General features: G+C 60.6%; 13 protein-coding genes. All 13 read left to right on the top strand.

From position 1 onward, the window contains the following. Positions 1 to 599 precede the first annotated feature (599 nt). The 13 genes from ACI2KS_RS04380 (at position 600) to ACI2KS_RS04320 (ending at position 18,077) form a co-directional block, all read left to right on the top strand. Positions 600 to 1,916, top strand: coding sequence for a nucleotide sugar dehydrogenase (locus ACI2KS_RS04380; RefSeq protein ID WP_404617565.1), 1,317 nt, complete (start codon positions 600 to 602; stop codon positions 1,914 to 1,916). Between the two features lie 132 nt (positions 1,917 to 2,048). Next, the gene (gene alg8, locus ACI2KS_RS04375; RefSeq protein WP_404617563.1) at positions 2,049 to 3,530 is read left to right on the top strand and encodes a mannuronan synthase; all 1,482 of its coding nucleotides are present in this window, start codon (positions 2,049 to 2,051) and stop codon (positions 3,528 to 3,530) included. 52 nt (positions 3,531 to 3,582) lie between these two features. After that, positions 3,583 to 4,758: a PilZ domain-containing protein gene (locus ACI2KS_RS04370; RefSeq protein ID WP_404617561.1), complete on the top strand. Its 1,176-nt coding sequence runs from the start codon at positions 3,583 to 3,585 to the stop codon at positions 4,756 to 4,758. A gap of 2 nt (positions 4,759 to 4,760) precedes the next feature. Then, entirely contained in the window at positions 4,761 to 6,173 is a 1,413-nt protein-coding gene (gene algK / locus ACI2KS_RS04365; RefSeq protein WP_404617559.1) for an alginate biosynthesis TPR repeat lipoprotein AlgK, read from the top strand. Further along, positions 6,170 to 7,681, top strand: coding sequence for an alginate export family protein (locus tag ACI2KS_RS04360; RefSeq protein ID WP_404617557.1), 1,512 nt, complete (start codon positions 6,170 to 6,172; stop codon positions 7,679 to 7,681). Before algK ends, ACI2KS_RS04360 begins: the two co-directional genes overlap by 4 nt. A 27-nt stretch (positions 7,682 to 7,708) precedes the next feature. Further along, on the top strand, positions 7,709 to 9,343 hold the full coding sequence (algG, locus tag ACI2KS_RS04355; RefSeq protein WP_404617555.1) for a mannuronan 5-epimerase AlgG: 1,635 nt from the start codon (positions 7,709 to 7,711) through the stop codon (positions 9,341 to 9,343). A 13-nt stretch (positions 9,344 to 9,356) separates the two neighbouring features. Beyond that, positions 9,357 to 10,796 carry an alginate O-acetyltransferase gene (locus ACI2KS_RS04350; protein ID WP_404618465.1) on the top strand — a complete coding sequence of 480 codons (1,440 nt, stop codon included), beginning with the start codon at positions 9,357 to 9,359 and terminating at the stop codon, positions 10,794 to 10,796. 7 nt (positions 10,797 to 10,803) lie between these two features. Beyond that, the gene (locus ACI2KS_RS04345) at positions 10,804 to 11,940 is read left to right on the top strand and encodes a mannuronate-specific alginate lyase (protein WP_404617554.1); all 1,137 of its coding nucleotides are present in this window, start codon (positions 10,804 to 10,806) and stop codon (positions 11,938 to 11,940) included. Positions 11,941 to 12,164: 224 nt separating this feature from the next. Next, positions 12,165 to 13,745: an MBOAT family O-acyltransferase gene (locus tag ACI2KS_RS04340; RefSeq protein WP_404617552.1), complete on the top strand. Its 1,581-nt coding sequence runs from the start codon at positions 12,165 to 12,167 to the stop codon at positions 13,743 to 13,745. Positions 13,746 to 13,755: 10 nt separating this feature from the next. Then, the gene (locus tag ACI2KS_RS04335; RefSeq protein WP_404617550.1) at positions 13,756 to 14,931 is read left to right on the top strand and encodes an alginate O-acetyltransferase; all 1,176 of its coding nucleotides are present in this window, start codon (positions 13,756 to 13,758) and stop codon (positions 14,929 to 14,931) included. Positions 14,932 to 14,969: 38 nt separating this feature from the next. Beyond that, positions 14,970 to 15,626: an alginate O-acetyltransferase AlgF gene (locus ACI2KS_RS04330; protein WP_404617548.1), complete on the top strand. Its 657-nt coding sequence runs from the start codon at positions 14,970 to 14,972 to the stop codon at positions 15,624 to 15,626. A gap of 377 nt (positions 15,627 to 16,003) precedes the next feature. Continuing rightward, positions 16,004 to 17,458 carry a mannose-1-phosphate guanylyltransferase/mannose-6-phosphate isomerase gene (locus ACI2KS_RS04325; RefSeq protein WP_404617546.1) on the top strand — a complete coding sequence of 485 codons (1,455 nt, stop codon included), beginning with the start codon at positions 16,004 to 16,006 and terminating at the stop codon, positions 17,456 to 17,458. Positions 17,459 to 17,612: 154 nt separating this feature from the next. After that, positions 17,613 to 18,077 carry a multidrug transporter gene (locus ACI2KS_RS04320; protein WP_404617544.1) on the top strand — a complete coding sequence of 155 codons (465 nt, stop codon included), beginning with the start codon at positions 17,613 to 17,615 and terminating at the stop codon, positions 18,075 to 18,077. Positions 18,078 to 18,104: the final 27 nt, after the last annotated feature.

Raw genomic sequence — 18,104 nt, 5'->3', positions numbered from 1 at the left:
TAAGGGCGAAACCGCAAGTGCCATCAAAGTGCGATTACTCAATAATTCGAGCTCATCTAAAAAAATCTCAAAAAGAGGACGAGCGGCCAGGAACTAATGGCGAAAGCTCAGGCTCCTACATCCCGTAACAATTCTCGTCCCCCTTGTAGGACATCTCTTACAAGGCATATGGATAGAACTGTAAGTTACTTATCAACGTAGTAGGGCGATCAGGTCCAAGTGGTACGTACTAGGAGAGAACGCACCAAACTAGTTGAAGTAAGTTGAGCAAGCACCAATCGGGTGCCTGCAGCCACTGACGGGCAAGACAATACTGAATCATGGCCAAAAGCCTTGAGCCAGAGGCGCGGCAGCGACTCGCAACCATCCGCTGGAGTGTTATGCCATATCCCAGATCGGGAACTCACGTACCCACATGTGAGCCACCCGACGCTTTTGAATTCGTAGTTAGAGCCCGCCTCCGATATCAGGCCGCTCACTTTTAAATTCTGCCTGTGCTTGTGTCACGACATTAACTTGCCGTGCGGACGAGTGCGCGAAACTTGTAAGACAGTACTTATATCCAGCCAACTAATGGCGTGAAAATTAAGGAGATTACGATGCGTATCAGCATCTTTGGTTTGGGCTATGTCGGTGCAGTATGTGCTGGTTGCCTCTCGGCGCGTGGTCATGATGTTGTGGGTGTAGATATCTCCAGCGCCAAGATCGACCTCATCAATCAGGGCAAGTCCCCGATCGTGGAACCGGGTCTGGGTGAACTCCTGGACAAGGGCATCAAGACCGGCAAACTGCGCGGTACCACGGACTTTTCCGAGGCCATTCGCGCCACCGATCTGTCGATGATCTGCGTCGGCACGCCAAGCAAGAAAAACGGCGATCTGGAACTGGATTTCATCGAGTCGGTGTGCCGCGAAATCGGCTTCGTCCTGCGTGACAAAACCACTCGCCACACCATCGTCGTGCGCAGCACCGTGCTGCCGGGCACTGTCGCCAACGTGGTCATCCCGATTCTCGAAGACTGCTCGGGCAAGAAAGCCGGTGTCGATTTCGGCGTTGCGGTCAACCCGGAATTCCTGCGCGAAAGCACCGCGATCAAAGACTACGATCATCCTCCGATGACCGTGATCGGCGAATTCGACAAGGCGTCCGGTGACGTTCTGCAATCGCTGTACGAAGAACTCGACGCACCGGTCATCCGCAAGGACATCGCGGTCGCCGAGATGATCAAGTACACCTGCAACGTCTGGCACGCAACCAAGGTCACCTTCGCCAACGAAATCGGCAACATCGCCAAGGCTGTCGGCGTCGATGGTCGTGAAGTGATGGACGTGGTCTGCCAGGACAAGTCGCTGAACCTGTCGCAGTACTACATGCGCCCAGGCTTCGCATTCGGTGGCTCCTGCCTGCCCAAGGACGTCCGCGCCCTGACCTACCGCGCAAGCACGCTGGACGTCGAAGCTCCGCTGCTCAACTCGCTGATGCGCAGCAACGTCTCGCAAGTGCAGAACGCGTTCGACATCGTCGCCGCCAGCGATACCCGCAAGGTTGCCTTGCTGGGCCTGAGCTTCAAGGCCGGCACCGATGACCTGCGCGAAAGCCCGCTGGTGGAACTGGCAGAAATGCTGATCGGCAAGGGTTTCGACCTGAGCATCTTCGACAGCAACGTCGAATACGCCCGTGTACACGGCGCCAACAAGGACTACATCGAGTCCAAGATCCCTCACGTCTCGTCCCTGCTCAACTCGGACTTCGACGCGGTGATCGACAACTCCGACGTGATCATCCTGGGTAACCGCGACGAGCGCTTCCGCGCACTGGCCAACAACGCTCCGGCTGGCAAGAGAGTCATCGACCTGGTTGGTTTCATGACTGGCACTACCACCGAAAACGGTCAGACCGAAGGTATTTGCTGGTAAGGCAGCTGCAAGCTGCAAGCACCGAGCTGCAAGTTTCAAGCATCAGTCCCAGGTTGCAAGCCACACCGGCTTGTAGCTTGAGGCCTGGCGCTTGCAGCTTGAGTTTGCAACTGACTCGTTGAGGTTCCGACTATGCAAAGGCTAAGACACGGCCTTCTCCAGGCCGCAGGTTGGCTGTTTTATTTAAGTTTGCTGGCCGCCATTGCCATGGCGTTGCCGGTCACTCTATTCGACTCCCAGTCGAAGGACTTTATTTTCCTGGTCGGTATCGTCGGTATCTGGCGTTACTCGATGGGCGCAACGCACTTTGTGCGCGGCATGATCTTTCTCTACATCGTCTACCCGCATCTGCGCCGCAAAGTGCGCAAGCTTGGCAAGGCGGCTGATCCATCCCATGTGTTTCTGATGGTCACCAGCTTTCGTATCGACGCGCTGACCACCGCTCAGGTGTACAGCTCGGTGATCAGCGAAGCGATCGCCTGCGGATACCCCACCACCGTAGTCTGCTCGCTGGTGGAGATGTCCGACGAACTGCTGGTCAAGGCGCTGTGGGCCAAACACAACCCACCGCCTCACGTGACCCTGGACTTCGTGCGTATCGCCGGGACCGGCAAGCGTGACGGCCTGGCCTTCGGCTTCCGCGCCATCTCGCGCCACATGCCCGATGACCGCGCAGTGGTGGCCGTGATCGATGGTGACACCGTCCTGGCTGAAGGCGTGGTGCGCAAAACCGTGCCGTGGTTCCAGCTGTTCGGTAACGTCGGTGGCCTGACCACCAACGAGTTCTGCGAAGTGCGCGGTGGCTACATCATGAGCGAATGGCACAAGCTGCGCTTCGCCCAGCGTCACATCAACATGTGCTCGATGGCCCTGTCCAAGCGCGTACTGACCATGACCGGCCGGATGTCGGTGTTTCGTGCAACCGTGGTCACCGACCCGGACTTCATCGCCGACGTCGAAAGCGATTCCCTGCAGCACTGGCGCCTGGGCCGCTTCAAGTTCCTGACCGGTGACGACAAGTCCAGCTGGTTCAGCCTGATGCGCCTGGGTTACGACACTTTCTACGTGCCGGACGCTGCGATCAACACCGTCGAACACCCGCCCGAAAAGAGCTTCCTGAAAGCCAGTCGCAAGCTGATGTATCGCTGGTACGGCAACAACCTGCGCCAGAACTCCCGCGCGCTGGGCCTTGGTGTCCGCCGCCTGGGCGTGTTCACCAGCATCGTGCTGTTTGACCAGCGGGTGTCGATGTGGACCTCGATTCTGGGCCTGACCGTTGCCGTGCTGGCCAGCTTCAAATTCGGCATGGGCGTGCTGCTCGCCTATCTGCTGTGGATCGGTATCACCCGTCTGATTCTCACGTTGCTGCTGTCCTGCTCCGGGCATGCCATTGGCCCTGCCTACCCCGTGATTCTCTATTACAACCAGATCGTCGGCGCGCTGATGAAGATCTACGTCTTCTTCCGGCTCGACCGTCAGTCCTGGACCCGCCAGGACACCAAACTGAGCCGCGACATGGCCAGCTTCCAGGGTTGGTTCAACACCTGGTCGTCTCGAACCATGACTTTCTCGGCTGGCAGCATCTTCGTTGCCGTGCTGCTGACAATGGTCTGAAGGGTCTTTGACCGCATCAATGGATCAACTCGATTAATCAGGAACTACCGCCATGAATACAGCCGTGAAGAATGTGAACGTCGTCCACGAATCCGAAGCCCAGCGCCAGCACGCCCGGGTCAAGATCCCAGCCAAGCTGCGCCTGCTCAACGGTCTGCCGAACGCCCCGCTGGTGCGAGTCGAAGACCTCTCCGCCGGTGGCTTGAGCTACGTGGCCCCGGCCAGCCAGCGACCTGCGCTGGGCGAGGTGATCAAGGGTCGCCTGCAGTTTCTGATCGACAATCTGGGCCTGGCCATGGACGTGGAACTGCAGGTCCGCGCCATCGACTCGGCCACCGGCCGTGTCGGTTGCCAGTTCCAGCACCTGGAAGCCCAGGACATCGCGACCCTGCGCCACCTGATCACCTCACACCTGAGCGGCGATATCGTCAGCATGGGTGAAGTGCTCGCCACCCTGCAGCGCGACAACTTCACCAAGGCCCGCAAGCAAAAGGACAGCGGCAGTGGCTTGAGCGCGTTCGGCCGTCTGCGCGCCGTGACCTTCAGCGCCGGTATCTTCGTGGTCGGTCTGGTGGCCTTCGGTTTCGTCGCCAAATCGGTCTACGGCATGTACTTCGTCAGCCACTCGACTTCAGGCCTGGTGAGCGTTCCGACCATGGACGTGACCATGCCTCGCGAAGGCACCATGACCAGCCTGGTCGGACCCAACGGCGAAGTGTCCAAAGGCGCGCCACTGGCCACCTTCAACACCAGCATGCTGGACATGCTCAAAGGCAACCTGGACCCGGACGAAATGCAACCGGCCAAGATTGAAGAGCTGTTCGGTCGTCAACTGGCAGGCACCATGACCAGCCCGTGCGACTGCGTCGTCGGCAAGCAACTGGTTGCAGACGGTCAGTACGCCAGCAAAGGCCAGGTGATCTTCCAGCTGATCCCGCGCAACGTTGCCGCCAACGTCGATGCCCGCTTCACCTACCGCCAGTTCGGCGAGGTACAGCCAGGGGCGCGCGTCAACTTCCAGGTGGCCGGTGAAGAAGGCACTCACAGCGGCAAGATCGTCAGCTCCACAGCGCTGAGCCCGGCTGACCTGTCCTCCGACCTGCGCGTGCAGATCCAGCCTGACGAGTCGCTGAGCAGCAGCCTGGCCGGTCGCCCGGTGGAAGTGGTCAGCGATCGCGGCCCTTCGCTGAACTGGCTGATCGATAAAGCCACGGCCGCAGGTCTCTAAGCATGGCTAGCCCACTACGAAGCTTGTCAGCCCCGACCTTGTTGAGCCTGGCGATCGCCATTGGTCTGGCTGGCTGTGCCGGCCTCCCCGATCAGCGCCTGGCCAACGAAGCCCTCAAACGCGGCGATACCGCGCTGGCGGAGCAGAACTATCGGCAACTGGCGGACCTGGGTTATAGCGATGCACAGGTTGGCCTTGCAGACATCCAGGTCGGCACCCGCGACCCGGAACTGATCAAACAGGCCGAGGCGACTTATCGCGCCGCCGCACAGACGTCGCCACGGGCGCAATCGCGTCTGGGCAAGCTGCTGGCGGTCAAGCCGAACTCGACCGAAGCGGAACAGCGTGAAGCCGAAGGCCTGCTCAAACAGGCGTTTGCCAATGGCGAAGCCGGCACGCTGATTCCGCTGGCGATGCTCTATCTGCAATACCCGCACACGTTCCCCAACGTGAACGCGCAACAGAAGATCAACGAATGGCGCGCCTCCGGTTATCCGGAAGCAGGGCTTGCCCAGGTGTTGCTGTACCGCACCCAAGGCACCTACGACCAGCACCTGGCCGAGGTCGAAAGCATCTGCAAACAGGCGCTGCGCACCAACGACGTCTGCTACATGGAACTGGCCACGGTCTACCAGAAACGTGGCGAGGCCGACAAACAGGCCGCGCTGCTTGCGCAGATGCAAAGCGGTTATGCCATGGGCAGCGTGCCGGCGATGCGCGTCGACACCGTCGCCCGTGTGCTGGCCGATGCCACCCTGGGCAAGCCGGACGAGAAAACCGCCCAGCAACTGCTGGAGAAAGTCGCCCCCGGCTACCCCGCTTCCTGGGTCAGCCTGGCGCAACTGCTGTACGACTACCCCGAGCTGGGTGACGTCAACAAGATGATGGAATACCTGGACAACGGCCGTGCAGCTGACCAGCCGCGCGCCGAACTGTTGCTCGGCAAACTGTATTACGAAGGCAAGCTGGTCCTGCCGGATGCGAAGAAAGCCGAGGAGCACCTGACCAAGGCCGCGCCGACGCAGATCTCCGCCCACTACTACCTTGGTCAGTTGTATCGCCGTGGCTACCTGGGCCACCCCGACGCGCAGAAAGCCGTCGATGAGCTGCTGACTTCCGCCCGCGGCGGCCAGAACAGCGCCGACTTCGCCCTCGCGCAGCTGTTCTCGCAAGGCAAGGGCATCAAGCCCGATCCGGTCAACGCCTGGGTCTTCGGCCAGCTGGCACTGGCTCAAGGTACCCCACAGGCCACCGACCTGATGCAACAACTCAACGATCAATTGCCGCCTGAAAAACGCGCGCAAGCGCAGAGCCTCCTGCAACGAGAGCAGCAGGTCCGGGGCACCACGGCGCAGAACGCGCTGGCCTTGCAGACCCTGCAAGAAGAAAAAGACGGCGAGGACGCACCTCTATGAAGCTTAAGTTGAATCCGCTGATGGCGGCCGGGCTTGGTCTGGGTTTCACCCTGGTCTGGGCCACACCGACACTGGCTGCCTTGACCGAAAACCAGAACTTCGGCATCGAAGTCAAAGCCACCGGCCAGATGGAAGAAGACCGTGACCTGGGCACCCGTGGTGGTGGCGACGTCAACGGTATCGGTCTGGACCTGCGTCCCTGGATGTACGGTCAATGGGGCAACTGGAGTGGCTACGCCATGGGCCAGGTGGTCACCGCCACCGACACCATCCAGACCGACCCGCTGGATCAGCAGACCACCGGCGCCGATGGCCAGACCAGCCAGCGTGCCCGCAGTACTTCGAGCAGCCGTGAAGTGGACGACAGCTATGCGGCGCTGCGTGAATTCTGGATCGGCTACAGCGGCTTCACGCCCTACCCTGGCGAGATCCTCAAGCTCGGTCGCCAGCGCCTGCGCAACGACGATGGCCAATGGCATGACACCAACATCGAGGCGCTGAACTGGACGTTCGACACCACTCTGCTCAAGGCCGAAGTCGGCGCAGCGCAGCGCTTCAGCGAATACCGCACCGACCTGACCGAGCTGTCGGCGCAGGACAAGGATCGCCAGCACGTTTTCGGTGACGTGGCTTACCAGTGGACCCCCGGCCAGTGGGCCGGCGTACGCGCCCACTACAGCCACGACGGCGGCAGCCTCAAGCATCAGGGCGAGTCGATCGACGATCTGGACAAGACCAGCCGTGGCGACCTGACCTGGCTGGGCATTCAGGCCAACAGCGACGCGTACAACTACCGCAACCTGAACACCGTCAATTACTGGGGCAGCCTGACCTGGCTGACCGGTAATCGCGACCAGATCGGCAGCACCTACGACGCTACCACCGATCAGTATCTGGCCGGCCAGAAGGACAGCAGCAACGTCAACGGCTGGGCCACCGACCTGGGTCTGCGCTTGCGTCTGGACCCGCAATGGCAGGTCGGCGGCGCTTACTCCCGGGCCAGCAAGAACTACGAGCAGAACGGTCTGGAAAGCAACCGCTCGAACTGGACCGGTACCCGCTCACGCGTGCATCGCTTCGGTGAAGCCTTCCAGGGCGAAATGGCCAACGTGGAGTCCGGCTCGCTGTTCGCTTCCTGGCAGATGCAGGAGGACTACGACGCCTCGCTGATCTACCACAAGTTCCGTCGCGTGGATGGTCACGCCGGTATCGGTGGCGCGGGCATCAACCCGGCCCGCGAGAACGCCGGTGACGATGGCGTCGGCAACGGCACCTTCGCCTCGCTGCCGCTCGAAGACGGTCGCAAGGACCTGGGTCAGGAGATGGACGTGGTCGTGACCAAGTACTTCAAGCAAGGCCTGCTGCCCGCGTCGGTGAGCCAGTCGTTCGACGAGCCGTCGGCGCTGATCCGCCTGCGTGCAGGCGTATTCAAGCCTGGTGATGCGTATCACAGCGGTGTGGACAACTACATGCACCGCGCCATCGTCGACGTGATCTGGCGCTTCTGATGCAAGTTGCGAGAGGAGTGCAATGACATGAACAGCCAAGCAAACAGTCTGCGTCACCGGGCCTGGCCGCACGCGCTGCTGGAAAGCGCGGTGCTCAGCAGCGCCCTGCTGCTGGCCAGCACTGCTGCCATGGCCACTCCCGCTCCGGCGGCAGCCGCTGCTGCAACGACGCAGCCGGCGGCCGGCGATGATGTGGTCAAGGGTCTGCATCAGGCGAGCACCTACACCATCACCAGCCCACCTATCGGGCCGCTGATGATGGACAAGCCAAAGCTGCCGGACCTGTCGGGCTACACCCAGCAGGCCATGCAGAAGAAAATCGTGCGCAGCAAGGCGGGCAAGGTCTCGATTCGCCGCATGATGCAGGAGGATTCGCTCAAGGAGTTCATTGGCGGCGATAACAAGATGGCCGAATGGGTCGCCCGACAACACGGCATCCCGCAGGCCATCTTCATCGACGATGGCTACATGACTCTGCAGGAGCTGGCGAAAAAGGTCCCTAAACAGTACCTGAGCGAAACCTCGCCGGGCGTCTATCTGGCGCGTCTGCCGATCGTCGTCGGCAAGAAAGGCATCTTTGAAATCGACAAGAAAACCAGCGAGCTGCGCCTGTCGCAGGACGCCGGTGCGTTTCTGGTCAACGACAACCAGCTGTTCATCGCCGACACCAGGCTGACCGGCTGGAGCGAAAAGGCCAATGCCCCGTCCACCTTCAAGACGCCGAAGGAATTCCGCCCGTTCCTGCTGTCCTGGGGCGGAACCCAGACCTACATGTTCAACACCAAGGTCGCAAGCCTTGGGTACAACAACAGCAAGTCGTATGGCCTGAGCATTTCCCAGTACACGCCGAACATGAAGGCCCAGATGAACCGTCCGGACCCGACCGGCTGGATCGTCAACTCCGAGTTCTCGGACATGTGGTACGGCTACTACTGCTATGAAACCCGCGACTTCGTGGTCAAGGGCAATACCTACCGCGACAACATCATCTACGGCATCGACCCGCATGACCGCTCACACGGGCTGATCATTGCCGAGAACACGGTGTACGGGACCAAGAAGAAGCACGGGATCATTATTTCCCGTGAGGTAAACGACAGCTTCATCATCAACAACAAGAGCTACGAAAACCACCTGTCGGGCATCGTTCTTGACCGTAACAGCGTGAACAACCTGGTGGCCTATAACCAGATTTACCGCAACCACACCGACGGCATCACCCTGTATGAAAGTGCCGACAACCTGCTGTGGGGCAATCGCGTGTTCGCCAACAAGCGCCACGGCATCCGGGTTCGCAACAGCACCAACATCAAGCTGTACGAAAACCTGGCCATCGGTAACGGCCTGATGGGCGTCTACGGCCACATCAAGGATCTGTCCGACACCGACCGTGACATCAAGCTCGACCCGTTCGATGCCGAGGTGTCATTGATCATGGTCGGCGGCGAACTGACCTCCAACGGTTCCGGCCCGCTGTCCATCGATTCGCCGCTGAGTGTCGAGTTGTACAAGGTGTCGATGCTCGCGCCGACCAAGAGCAGCGGGATCAGCTTCAACGGTGTACTGGGTGACCGCCAGGACGAAATTCTCGATCTGCTGGTGCGCCAACAAAAAGCCGTGCTGATCGACCCGGTCGAAAGCCAGAAACAACTCCGGGACTGAGGAAGATATGTCTATGCACGCACATTTGATCAAGTTGCTCAGCCTGTCCGGCCTGACCGCTGCGCTTTTCGCCGCCAGCAACGCCGCTTACGCCGCCGATGCAACGGCACCGAGCTTCACCGCCGAGCCATGCTGCAGCCTGTGCCCGGAAGCTCACGACGAGAAAAACTACGTCACTCGCTACCAGCAGAACTTCACCACGCTGGTCCAGGCTCAGGGCGACTGGCTGTTCCGTACCAAGGAAGACCTGCGCACCGAGTTCGATACGACGCCTGAAGGCTACCGCCGCATGCAACAGCTGCACGACGCCTTCAAGAGCAAGGGTGTGGAGCTGGTGGTGGTCTATCAGCCCACGCGTGGCCTGGTCGATCGCAACAAGCTGTTCCCGGCCGAGCGTGACAAGTTCGACTACAACACCGCCCTGCGTAACTACCAGGCGATGCTCGGTCGTTTCGCCAAAATGGGCTACACCGTGCCGGACCTTTCGCCTCTGACCAACGAGCAGCAGGCGCACGACTTCTACTTCCGCGGCGACCAGCACTGGACCCCTTACGGCGCCCAGCGCACTGCAAAAATCGTCGCCGAATCGGTGAAGAAAATGCAGGCCTTCGCCGACGTTCCCAAGCGCGAATTCGAGACCCATCTGTCAGGTCGCATGGGCAAGAAGGGCACTCTGCACAATATGGCCGGTCAATTGTGCGGCTCAAGCTACGCCATCCAGTACATGGATCAGTTCGAGACCGAACCCAAGGGCGAAGCGGCCGATGGCGACCTGTTCGGTGATGCCGGTAACCCGTCGATCACCCTGGTCGGTACCAGTCACAGCGGCAAGAACTACAACTTCGCCGGTTTTCTGCAGGAATACATAGGTGCTGACGTGCTGAACGTGGCCTTCCCCGGCGGCGGGCTTGAAGGCTCGATGCTGCAATACCTGGGCAGCGATGACTTCCAGAAACACCCGCCGAAGATTCTCATCTGGGAATTCTCGCCGCTGTACCGCCTGGACCAGGAGACCATCTATCGCCAGATGATGTCGCTGCTGGATAACGGCTGCGAAGGCAAACCGGCGCTGATGACCACCAGCACCACGCTCAAGCCAGGCACCAACGAGCTGTTGGTCAACGGCAAAAACGGCATCAAGGATGTGCGCAACGGCAGCAATCAGATCGACATCAAGTTCGCCGACACCTCGGTGAAGACGCTTCAGGCGCGCCTCTGGTACATGAACGGCCGCCACGAAGACCTGAAGATCGAAAAACCTGAAACATCTGAAACCGACGGGCGCTTCTCCTTCGAACTGCGCGATGACAAGGACTGGGCTGACCAGCAATTGCTCGCACTGGAAGTGCAGGGTCCGGAAGCGGGCGCTGCGCCACAGCAGGTCGAAGCGAAAGTATGCAAACGCAACGTGTTCCCGAATGTCGCGCATCAAACCGCGCAAGCCGGGTTATGAGGCTCTTATGCACACTCCAAAACTGATGCTCCCCACCCTCCTCTCGCTGGCCGTGTTGTCTGCGACAGCGTTCGCCACCAGCGCCAGCGCCGCCTCGACACTGGTGCCGCCGCAGGGTTATTACGAGGGCGTCGAGAAATTCAAGAGCGGCGAAGGCAAGTTCAGCTGTGACGCGACACCGCAGCCTTACACCGGCTCGCTGCAGTTTCGCAGCAAGTACGAAGGCTCGGACAAGTCACGTTCGACACTGAACGTGGCCTCCGAACAGTCGTTCCGCGACACCACCAAGGACATCACCACCATGGAGCGCAACACCAGCAAAGTGGTGATGCAGTACATGCGCGATGGTCGTCCCGAACAACTCGATTGCGCGCTGAACATGCTCACCACCTGGGCCAAGGCTGACGCGCTGGAGTCCAAAGACTTCAACCACACCGGCAAGTCGATGCGCAAATGGGCGCTGGGCAGCATGTCCTCGTCCTACCTGCGCCTGAAGTTTTCCGAGTCGCATCCGCTGGCCACCCGTGGCCAGGATGCGCAAGTGATCGAGGCCTGGTTCAGCAAGCTGGCCGATCAGGTGGTCAGCGACTGGAACAACCTGCCCCTGGACAAGACCAACAACCACTCGTACTGGGCTGCCTGGTCGGTGATGTCCACCGCCGTGGCAACCAACCGCAAGGACTTGTTCGACTGGTCGGTGAAGGAGTTCAAGGTCGCGGCCAATCAGGTCGATCCGCAGGGCTTCCTGCCCAACGAACTCAAGCGCAAGCAGCGCGCACTGGCGTATCACAACTATGCCCTGCCGCCGCTGGCGATGATCGCCAGTTTCGCCCAGGCCAATGGTGTTGATCTGCGGCCGGAAAACAACGGCGCGCTCAAGCGCCTGGGTGATCGAGTACTGGCCGGGGTCAAGGATTCGGGCGATGAATTCCAGGCCAAAGATGGCCAGAAGCAGGACATGACGGACCTCAAGACCGACATGAAATTCGCCTGGCTGGAACCCTATTGCTCGCTGTACGAGTGCGGACCGGACGTGCTGGATCAGAAACACAAGATGCAGCCGTTCAAGAACTTTCGCCTCGGCGGCGACCTGACCCGCACCTATGACCCGAGTCATGAGAAGGGTGAGAAAGGCGGTTCTTGATCTGACGACCTGATCGTACCCACGCTCTGCGTGGGCACGCATCCCCTGACGCTCTGCGTCGCCTTTGATGGCGCGGAGCGCCGAGAAATGCATTCCCACGCGGAGCGTGGGAACGATCAGACGATCAGGCGCTGGCCGTGAGATTTTTGTTTTACCCCTCCATTTTCCCATGGGGGGTTTGGGGGGGCTTCGGCCCTTGATGTTGGACAATCGGAGAGATAAGGATGGTTTTCTCATCCAACGTGTTCCTGTTCCTGTTCTTGCCGGTGTTCCTCGGCTTGTACTACTTGAGCGGGCAACGCTATCGCAACCTGCTGCTGCTGATCGCCAGCTATGTGTTCTATGCCTGGTGGCGAGTGGACTTCCTGGCACTGTTTGCAGGTGTGACGCTGTGGAACTACTGGATCGGCCTGCGCGTCGGTGCCGCCGGGGTCAGGACCAAACCTGCGCAGCGCTGGCTGCTGCTGGGCGTGGCAGTCGATCTGGGCATCCTGGGCTATTTCAAATACGCCAACTTCGGTGTCGACAGCATCAACGCGATGATGACCTCCATTGGTCTGGAGCCGTTCATCCTGACGCATGTGCTGTTGCCGATCGGGATCTCGTTCTACATCTTCGAGTCCATCAGCTACATCATCGACGTGTACCGCGGCGACACACCGGCCACACGCAACCTGATCGACTTCGCGGCGTTCGTGGCAATCTTCCCGCACCTGATCGCCGGGCCCGTGCTGCGTTTTCGCGACCTGGTGGACCAGTTCAACAACCGCACGCACACCCTGGACAAGTTCTCCGAAGGCTGTACGCGGTTCATGCAGGGTTTCATCAAGAAGGTCTTCATCGCCGACACCCTGGCGGTGGTGGCTGACCATTGTTTTGCCTTGCAGCACCCGACCACAGGTGATGCCTGGCTCGGCGCGCTGGCCTACACCGCGCAGCTGTATTTCGACTTCTCCGGTTACAGCGACATGGCCATCGGCCTGGGCCTGATGATGGGTTTCCGTTTCATGGAAAACTTCAAGCAGCCTTACGTCAGCCAGTCGATCACCGAGTTCTGGCGTCGCTGGCACATCAGCCTGTCGACCTGGCTGCGTGACTACCTGTACATCACCCTGGGCGGCAATCGTGGCGGCAAGGTCGCGACCTACCGCAATCTGTTCCTGACCATGCTGCTCGGTGGCCTGTGGCACGGCGCCAACATCACCTACATCGTCTGGGGCGCCTGGCACGGCGTGTGGCTGGCCATTGAAAAAGCCTTGGGCCTGAACACCGCGCCACGCACCTTCAATGTGGTGCGCTGGGCCTTGACCTTCCTGCTGGTGGTGATGGGCTGGGTGATCTTCCGTTCCGAGAACCTGCACGTTGCGGCCCGCATGTATGGCGCCATGTTCAGCTTCGGCCAATGGCAGCTGTCGGATCTCAACCGCGCCAGCCTTACCGGTTTGCAGGTGGCAACCCTGATCGTGGCCTACATCACCCTGGCGTTCTTCGGCCTGCGCGACTTCTACCAGAACCGCGCGCCTGCCAAACCGACCAGCGACACGAACAACACTGCCAGGCCAGCCCAGGCTGACGGCCTTGCCTCGGCAGAGCCGGGCCTGATCAAGGCAGTGCCAGGTGACACGCCAGGCAGCATCCATCAACCGGGTTACATCGTCGGCACCGACGCGCAGGTGCAGCCTGCGTACTGGACCGCCGACTGGTCGCGCTACGTGATGCGCGGACTGATCCTGCTGATGTTCGTTGCCTCGATTCTCAAACTCTCGGCGGCCAGCTTCTCGCCGTTCCTTTACTTCCAGTTCTGAGGAGCCTGACATGACCCGTTCATTACGTTTCCTCTACGTGTTCCTGTTCCTGGCGATCCTGCTGGTGCTGGGTCTGTGGTCGCTGCGCAGCTTCGTCGGCTTCTCGACGTCCAAGGAGACCACCGTGCTCAACGGTCACTGGACCAAGGCGGTGGAAACCCGTTACGACGAAGAGTTTCCGATCAAGCGCCTGGGCACCAATCTGTGGGCCGCGCTGGACTACAAGGTGTTCAACGAAGGTCGTCCGGGCGTGATCCTGGGCAAGGACCAATGGCTGTACACCGACGAAGAGTTCGACGCGGTGGTCAACGGCGAGCAGAACGAAGCCGACAACCTGGCGCTGATCCAGGGCGTGCGTGACACCCTGAAAAAACAGGGCACGCAATTGGTGTTGGCGATCGTTCCGGCCAAGACCCGGCTGTATCCGGAGCACGTCGGCGCGAACAAGCCGGCAGCCCTGCATACCGACCTGTATCAGCAGTTCCACGCCCAGGTGAGTCAGGCCGGAATCTTCGCCCCTGACCTGCTGGCGCCCCTGCAGAGCGCCAAGGACAAGGGCCAGGTGTTCCTGCGCACCGACACCCACTGGACGCCGATGGGCGCTGAAGTCGTGGCCCAGCAGCTTGGCGCGGCGATCTCCAGGGAGGCCCCGCTGAGCGGCGACCCGCAGACTTTCGTCACCGAAGCCAAATCCAGTGCGCCTTACAAGGGTGACCTGACCAACTTCCTGCCGTTGGACCCGCTGTTCAGCAACCTGCTGCCCAAGCCCGATGACCTGCAGCAGCGCAGCACCAACCCGAGCCAGGGCGACAGTGAAAGCAGCGACGCGTTGTTCGCCGACAACTCGGTTGCCGTCGGTCTGGTGGGGACCAGCTACAGCGCCAACCCCAACTGGAACTTCGCCGGGGCGCTCAAGCAGGCCCTGCACAGTGATGTCGTGAATTACGCCGAAGACGGCCATGGCCCGATCCTGCCGATGCTCAAGTATCTGCAGACCGACGCCTTCAAGAGCAGCCCGCCGCAGGTGCTGATCTGGGAATTCCCGGAACGCTACCTGCCCGCTCACAACGACCTGACCGAGTTCGATCCGCAGTGGATCGCCGAACTCAAAAAGGCTCGTGACCCTCAACAAAATCTGGCTCTGAACGCCAACAACTCCGAGTCGCCCAGCCGGGCGTCAAACTGAGAGGACTACTCAAAATGACCTTGCAGAACCCAACTCGTATGCCAACTCGTTCGACCAAGACCGGCCTGCTGAAAACCTGCGTCCTGGCCGCAAGCCTGGGCTTTGTATCGCTCTCGGCCTTCGCCGGTGGTGACGCCGCACTCTATGGGCCGACCGCGCCAAAAGGCTCGACCTTCGTGCGTGTCTACAACGCTAGCAACGCGGAAGTCAGCGCCAGCGTCGGCAACACCAGCCTCAACGAGATCGGCCCACTGGCCAGCAGCGATTTCAGCTTCATGCCACAAGGCGACTACAGCGCCAAGATCGGCAGCAATACCCTGCCGGTGAAACTGGCCAGCGATCACTACTACACCATCGTCAACAACACCTCCGGCGCCCCGCAACTGGTGGAAGAGCCGCCGTACAAGAACAAGCAGAAATCGCTGGTTCGCGTGCAGAACCTGACCGACAAGGCGCTGACCCTGAAAACCGCCGACGGTAAGACTGCCGTGGTCGATTCGGTCAAGGCCAAGGGCACCGGCGAGCGTGAAATCAATCCGGTGAAAGTCAGCTTCGCGCTGTTCGACGGCGACAAGAAGGTCAGCGACCTCAAGCCTGTGGCCCTGGAGCGCGGTGAAGCTGCGGTGCTGTACATCACCGGCAGCGGCGGCAACCTGTCGCCTGTATGGGTCAAGCGCCCGACTTCGACGCGGTAAGAAATCAAACCCGCCTGCGGCTTTGATTCTGGCCGCAGGCCGGATTGGCTCTTGATTCTGGCCGCAGGCTGTGGGAGGCCAGCTTGCTGACGATCTGCCGCGCAGCGGCAGCCAAGCCGATCAACGCGGTGGTTCAGATACACCGCAGTGGCAGGTTTTACGACCGGTTCCCGGTCGATCGCTGGCAAGTCGAGCTCCCACGCCTTCGGCAGAAACAGACCTTCGGCAAAACAGGATTCAGCGGTTGGCGCCAGGTGCTGCGCAGCACGCACACCGTGAGGGCGCCGATTGCAGCGGTACAACTACAAGACAGACGAAACGACAGAACAACCGACGTATAGCCCATTAAAACGCTATTGCTATTTGGAGAATTAAAAATGATTCCAGTGATCTTGTCAGGTGGCAGCGGTTCCCGACTCTGGCCTCTTTCGCGTAAACAGTTTCCAAAACAGTTCCTGGCACTGACCGGCGAACACACTCTGTTCCAGCAGACCCTCGAGCGCCTGCAGTTCGACGGCATGCAGCACCCGGTGGTGGTGTGCAACAAGGACCACCGCTTCATCGTTGGCGAGCAGCTCGGCGCGTTGGGTCTGGACACCCAGGCCATCATCATGGAGCCGTTCGGTCGCAACACCGCACCGGCCGTGGCTATCACCGCGATGATGCTGGCCAACGAAGGTCGCGACGAGTTGATGCTGGTACTGCCGGCCGACCACGTGATCGACGATCAGAAAGCCCTGCAGCGTGCATTGGCGCTGGCCACCGTAGCCGCTGAACGTGGCGAAATGGTGCTGTTCGGCGTGCCGGCGACCAAGCCGGAAACCGGCTATGGCTACATCAAGTCCACGGCCGATGCGCTGCTGCCCGAAGGCGTCAGCCGCGTGGCCCAGTTCGTCGAAAAACCTGATGAAAAACGCGCCAGCGAATTCGTCGAAGCCGGCGGCTACTACTGGAACAGCGGCATGTTCCTGTTCCGCGCCAGCCGCTATCTGGAAGAGCTGAAAAAGCACGATCCGGACATCTACGACAACTGCCTGCTGACCCTTGAGCGCAGCAAGCACGACGGCGACAACATCGAACTGGATCAAGCCAGCTTCGCTTGCTGCCCGGACAACTCCATCGACTACGCGGTCATGGAAAAAACCCAGCGCGCCTGCGTGGTGCCACTGGAAGCGGGCTGGAGCGACGTCGGTTGCTGGTCATCGCTGTGGGACGTACAGGCCAAGGATGACAACGGCAACGTCACCAAGGGCGATGTGGTGATCCAGGACAGCCGCAACTGCATGATCCAGGGCAACGGCAAACTGGTCACCGTGATCGGCCTGGACAACATCGTGGTCGTCGAAACCAAGGACGCCATGATGATCGCCCACAAGGACAAGGTTCAGGGCGTCAAGCAGATGGTCAACACGCTCAACGAGCAAGGCCGCAGCGAAACCCAGAACCACCTGGAAGTCTACCGCCCGTGGGGCTCGTACGACTCGGTGGACATGGGCGGACGCTTCCAGGTCAAGCGCATCTCGGTCAAGCCGGGCGCCAGCCTGTCGCTGCAGATGCATCACCACCGCGCTGAACACTGGATCGTGGTATCGGGCACCGCGCAGGTCACCTGCGACGAAAACGTGTTCCTGCTGACCGAGAACCAGTCCACTTACATCCCGATTGCCTCGGTGCATCGCCTGCGCAACCCGGGCAAGATCCCGCTGGAAATCATTGAAGTGCAATCGGGCAGCTACCTGGGTGAGGACGACATCGAGCGTTTCGAAGACGTCTATGGCCGCTCCACTCCAGGCATCGACGCTGGCGTGAAAACCCAGACCATCGCTCGCTGATTGCAGCCGTAACCACCGGTTGTAGTGCCCCGCCCGCTCTCTGCGTATCCCCATCCGCAGAGGGCAGGCGGGTTTTTTTTGATGTTTTCGACGCTTGGTCTATCCCTTCCCCATTCGGTACGATGCCCGCACCTGCATTCGCGAGACCGAAGACATGATCATCGGCGCTGTACTGATCCTCACCTGGCTTGTCCTTCTGCTGCGCTACCCCGGCAAAGCCTTGCCCGTGTCGCTGGCCGCAGCGGTAGGGCTGGGACTTGTGGCCGGCGTGGTGGTCTGGCAGGACAAACGCGACGTTCAACGCCTGGACCGCCTGCAAATGCGCCTGGACTACGCCCCGCAACAATGTCCGGCGGGCCGCCCGCTGCTGGTGCTGATCGACAACGGCAACGACGTCCCGCTTCAGGAACTGCGCTGGAAAGTCGCCGCTTACGCCCCGGGCGACACGGTCAATCTGGCCGATGACACTTATACTGCCCCGCGCTACCGCGGCCCTGGCCAGCTGTTGCCCGGCAGTCAATGGCAGGATTGCCTGCCGCTGCCGCCGCTGCGTGCCGGCTACCGGGCGCAGACCCTGGAGTTTCGCGCCGAACGCCTGCAGGGCAGCTTCTCCGACTGACCCATAACCCCCGCTCAAGGAATGAAT

Origin of the sequence: Pseudomonas sp. NPDC087358, from assembly GCF_044900785.1 — a bacterium.
Classification (GTDB): Bacteria; Pseudomonadota; Gammaproteobacteria; order Pseudomonadales; family Pseudomonadaceae; genus Aquipseudomonas.
The sequence above is the reverse complement of the archived record's forward strand: the minus strand, read 5'-3'. Positions and strand labels throughout refer to the sequence as shown.

What these genes read in the sequence shown, in the direction of transcription:
- alg8 (WP_404617563.1), top strand. Translation starts at nt 2,049, where the DNA reads ATGCAAAGGCTAAGACACGGCCTTCTCCAGGCCGCAGGTTGGCTGTTT.
- ACI2KS_RS04320 (WP_404617544.1), top strand. Translation starts at nt 17,613, where the DNA reads ATGATCATCGGCGCTGTACTGATCCTCACCTGGCTTGTCCTTCTGCTG.
- ACI2KS_RS04360 (WP_404617557.1), top strand. Translation starts at nt 6,170, where the DNA reads ATGAAGCTTAAGTTGAATCCGCTGATGGCGGCCGGGCTTGGTCTGGGT.
- ACI2KS_RS04380 (WP_404617565.1), top strand. Translation starts at nt 600, where the DNA reads ATGCGTATCAGCATCTTTGGTTTGGGCTATGTCGGTGCAGTATGTGCT.
- ACI2KS_RS04345 (WP_404617554.1), top strand. Translation starts at nt 10,804, where the DNA reads ATGCACACTCCAAAACTGATGCTCCCCACCCTCCTCTCGCTGGCCGTG.
- ACI2KS_RS04370 (WP_404617561.1), top strand. Translation starts at nt 3,583, where the DNA reads ATGAATACAGCCGTGAAGAATGTGAACGTCGTCCACGAATCCGAAGCC.
- ACI2KS_RS04340 (WP_404617552.1), top strand. Translation starts at nt 12,165, where the DNA reads ATGGTTTTCTCATCCAACGTGTTCCTGTTCCTGTTCTTGCCGGTGTTC.
- ACI2KS_RS04335 (WP_404617550.1), top strand. Translation starts at nt 13,756, where the DNA reads ATGACCCGTTCATTACGTTTCCTCTACGTGTTCCTGTTCCTGGCGATC.
- ACI2KS_RS04330 (WP_404617548.1), top strand. Translation starts at nt 14,970, where the DNA reads ATGCCAACTCGTTCGACCAAGACCGGCCTGCTGAAAACCTGCGTCCTG.
- algG (WP_404617555.1), top strand. Translation starts at nt 7,709, where the DNA reads ATGAACAGCCAAGCAAACAGTCTGCGTCACCGGGCCTGGCCGCACGCG.
- ACI2KS_RS04350 (WP_404618465.1), top strand. Translation starts at nt 9,357, where the DNA reads ATGCACGCACATTTGATCAAGTTGCTCAGCCTGTCCGGCCTGACCGCT.
- algK (WP_404617559.1), top strand. Translation starts at nt 4,761, where the DNA reads ATGGCTAGCCCACTACGAAGCTTGTCAGCCCCGACCTTGTTGAGCCTG.
- ACI2KS_RS04325 (WP_404617546.1), top strand. Translation starts at nt 16,004, where the DNA reads ATGATTCCAGTGATCTTGTCAGGTGGCAGCGGTTCCCGACTCTGGCCT.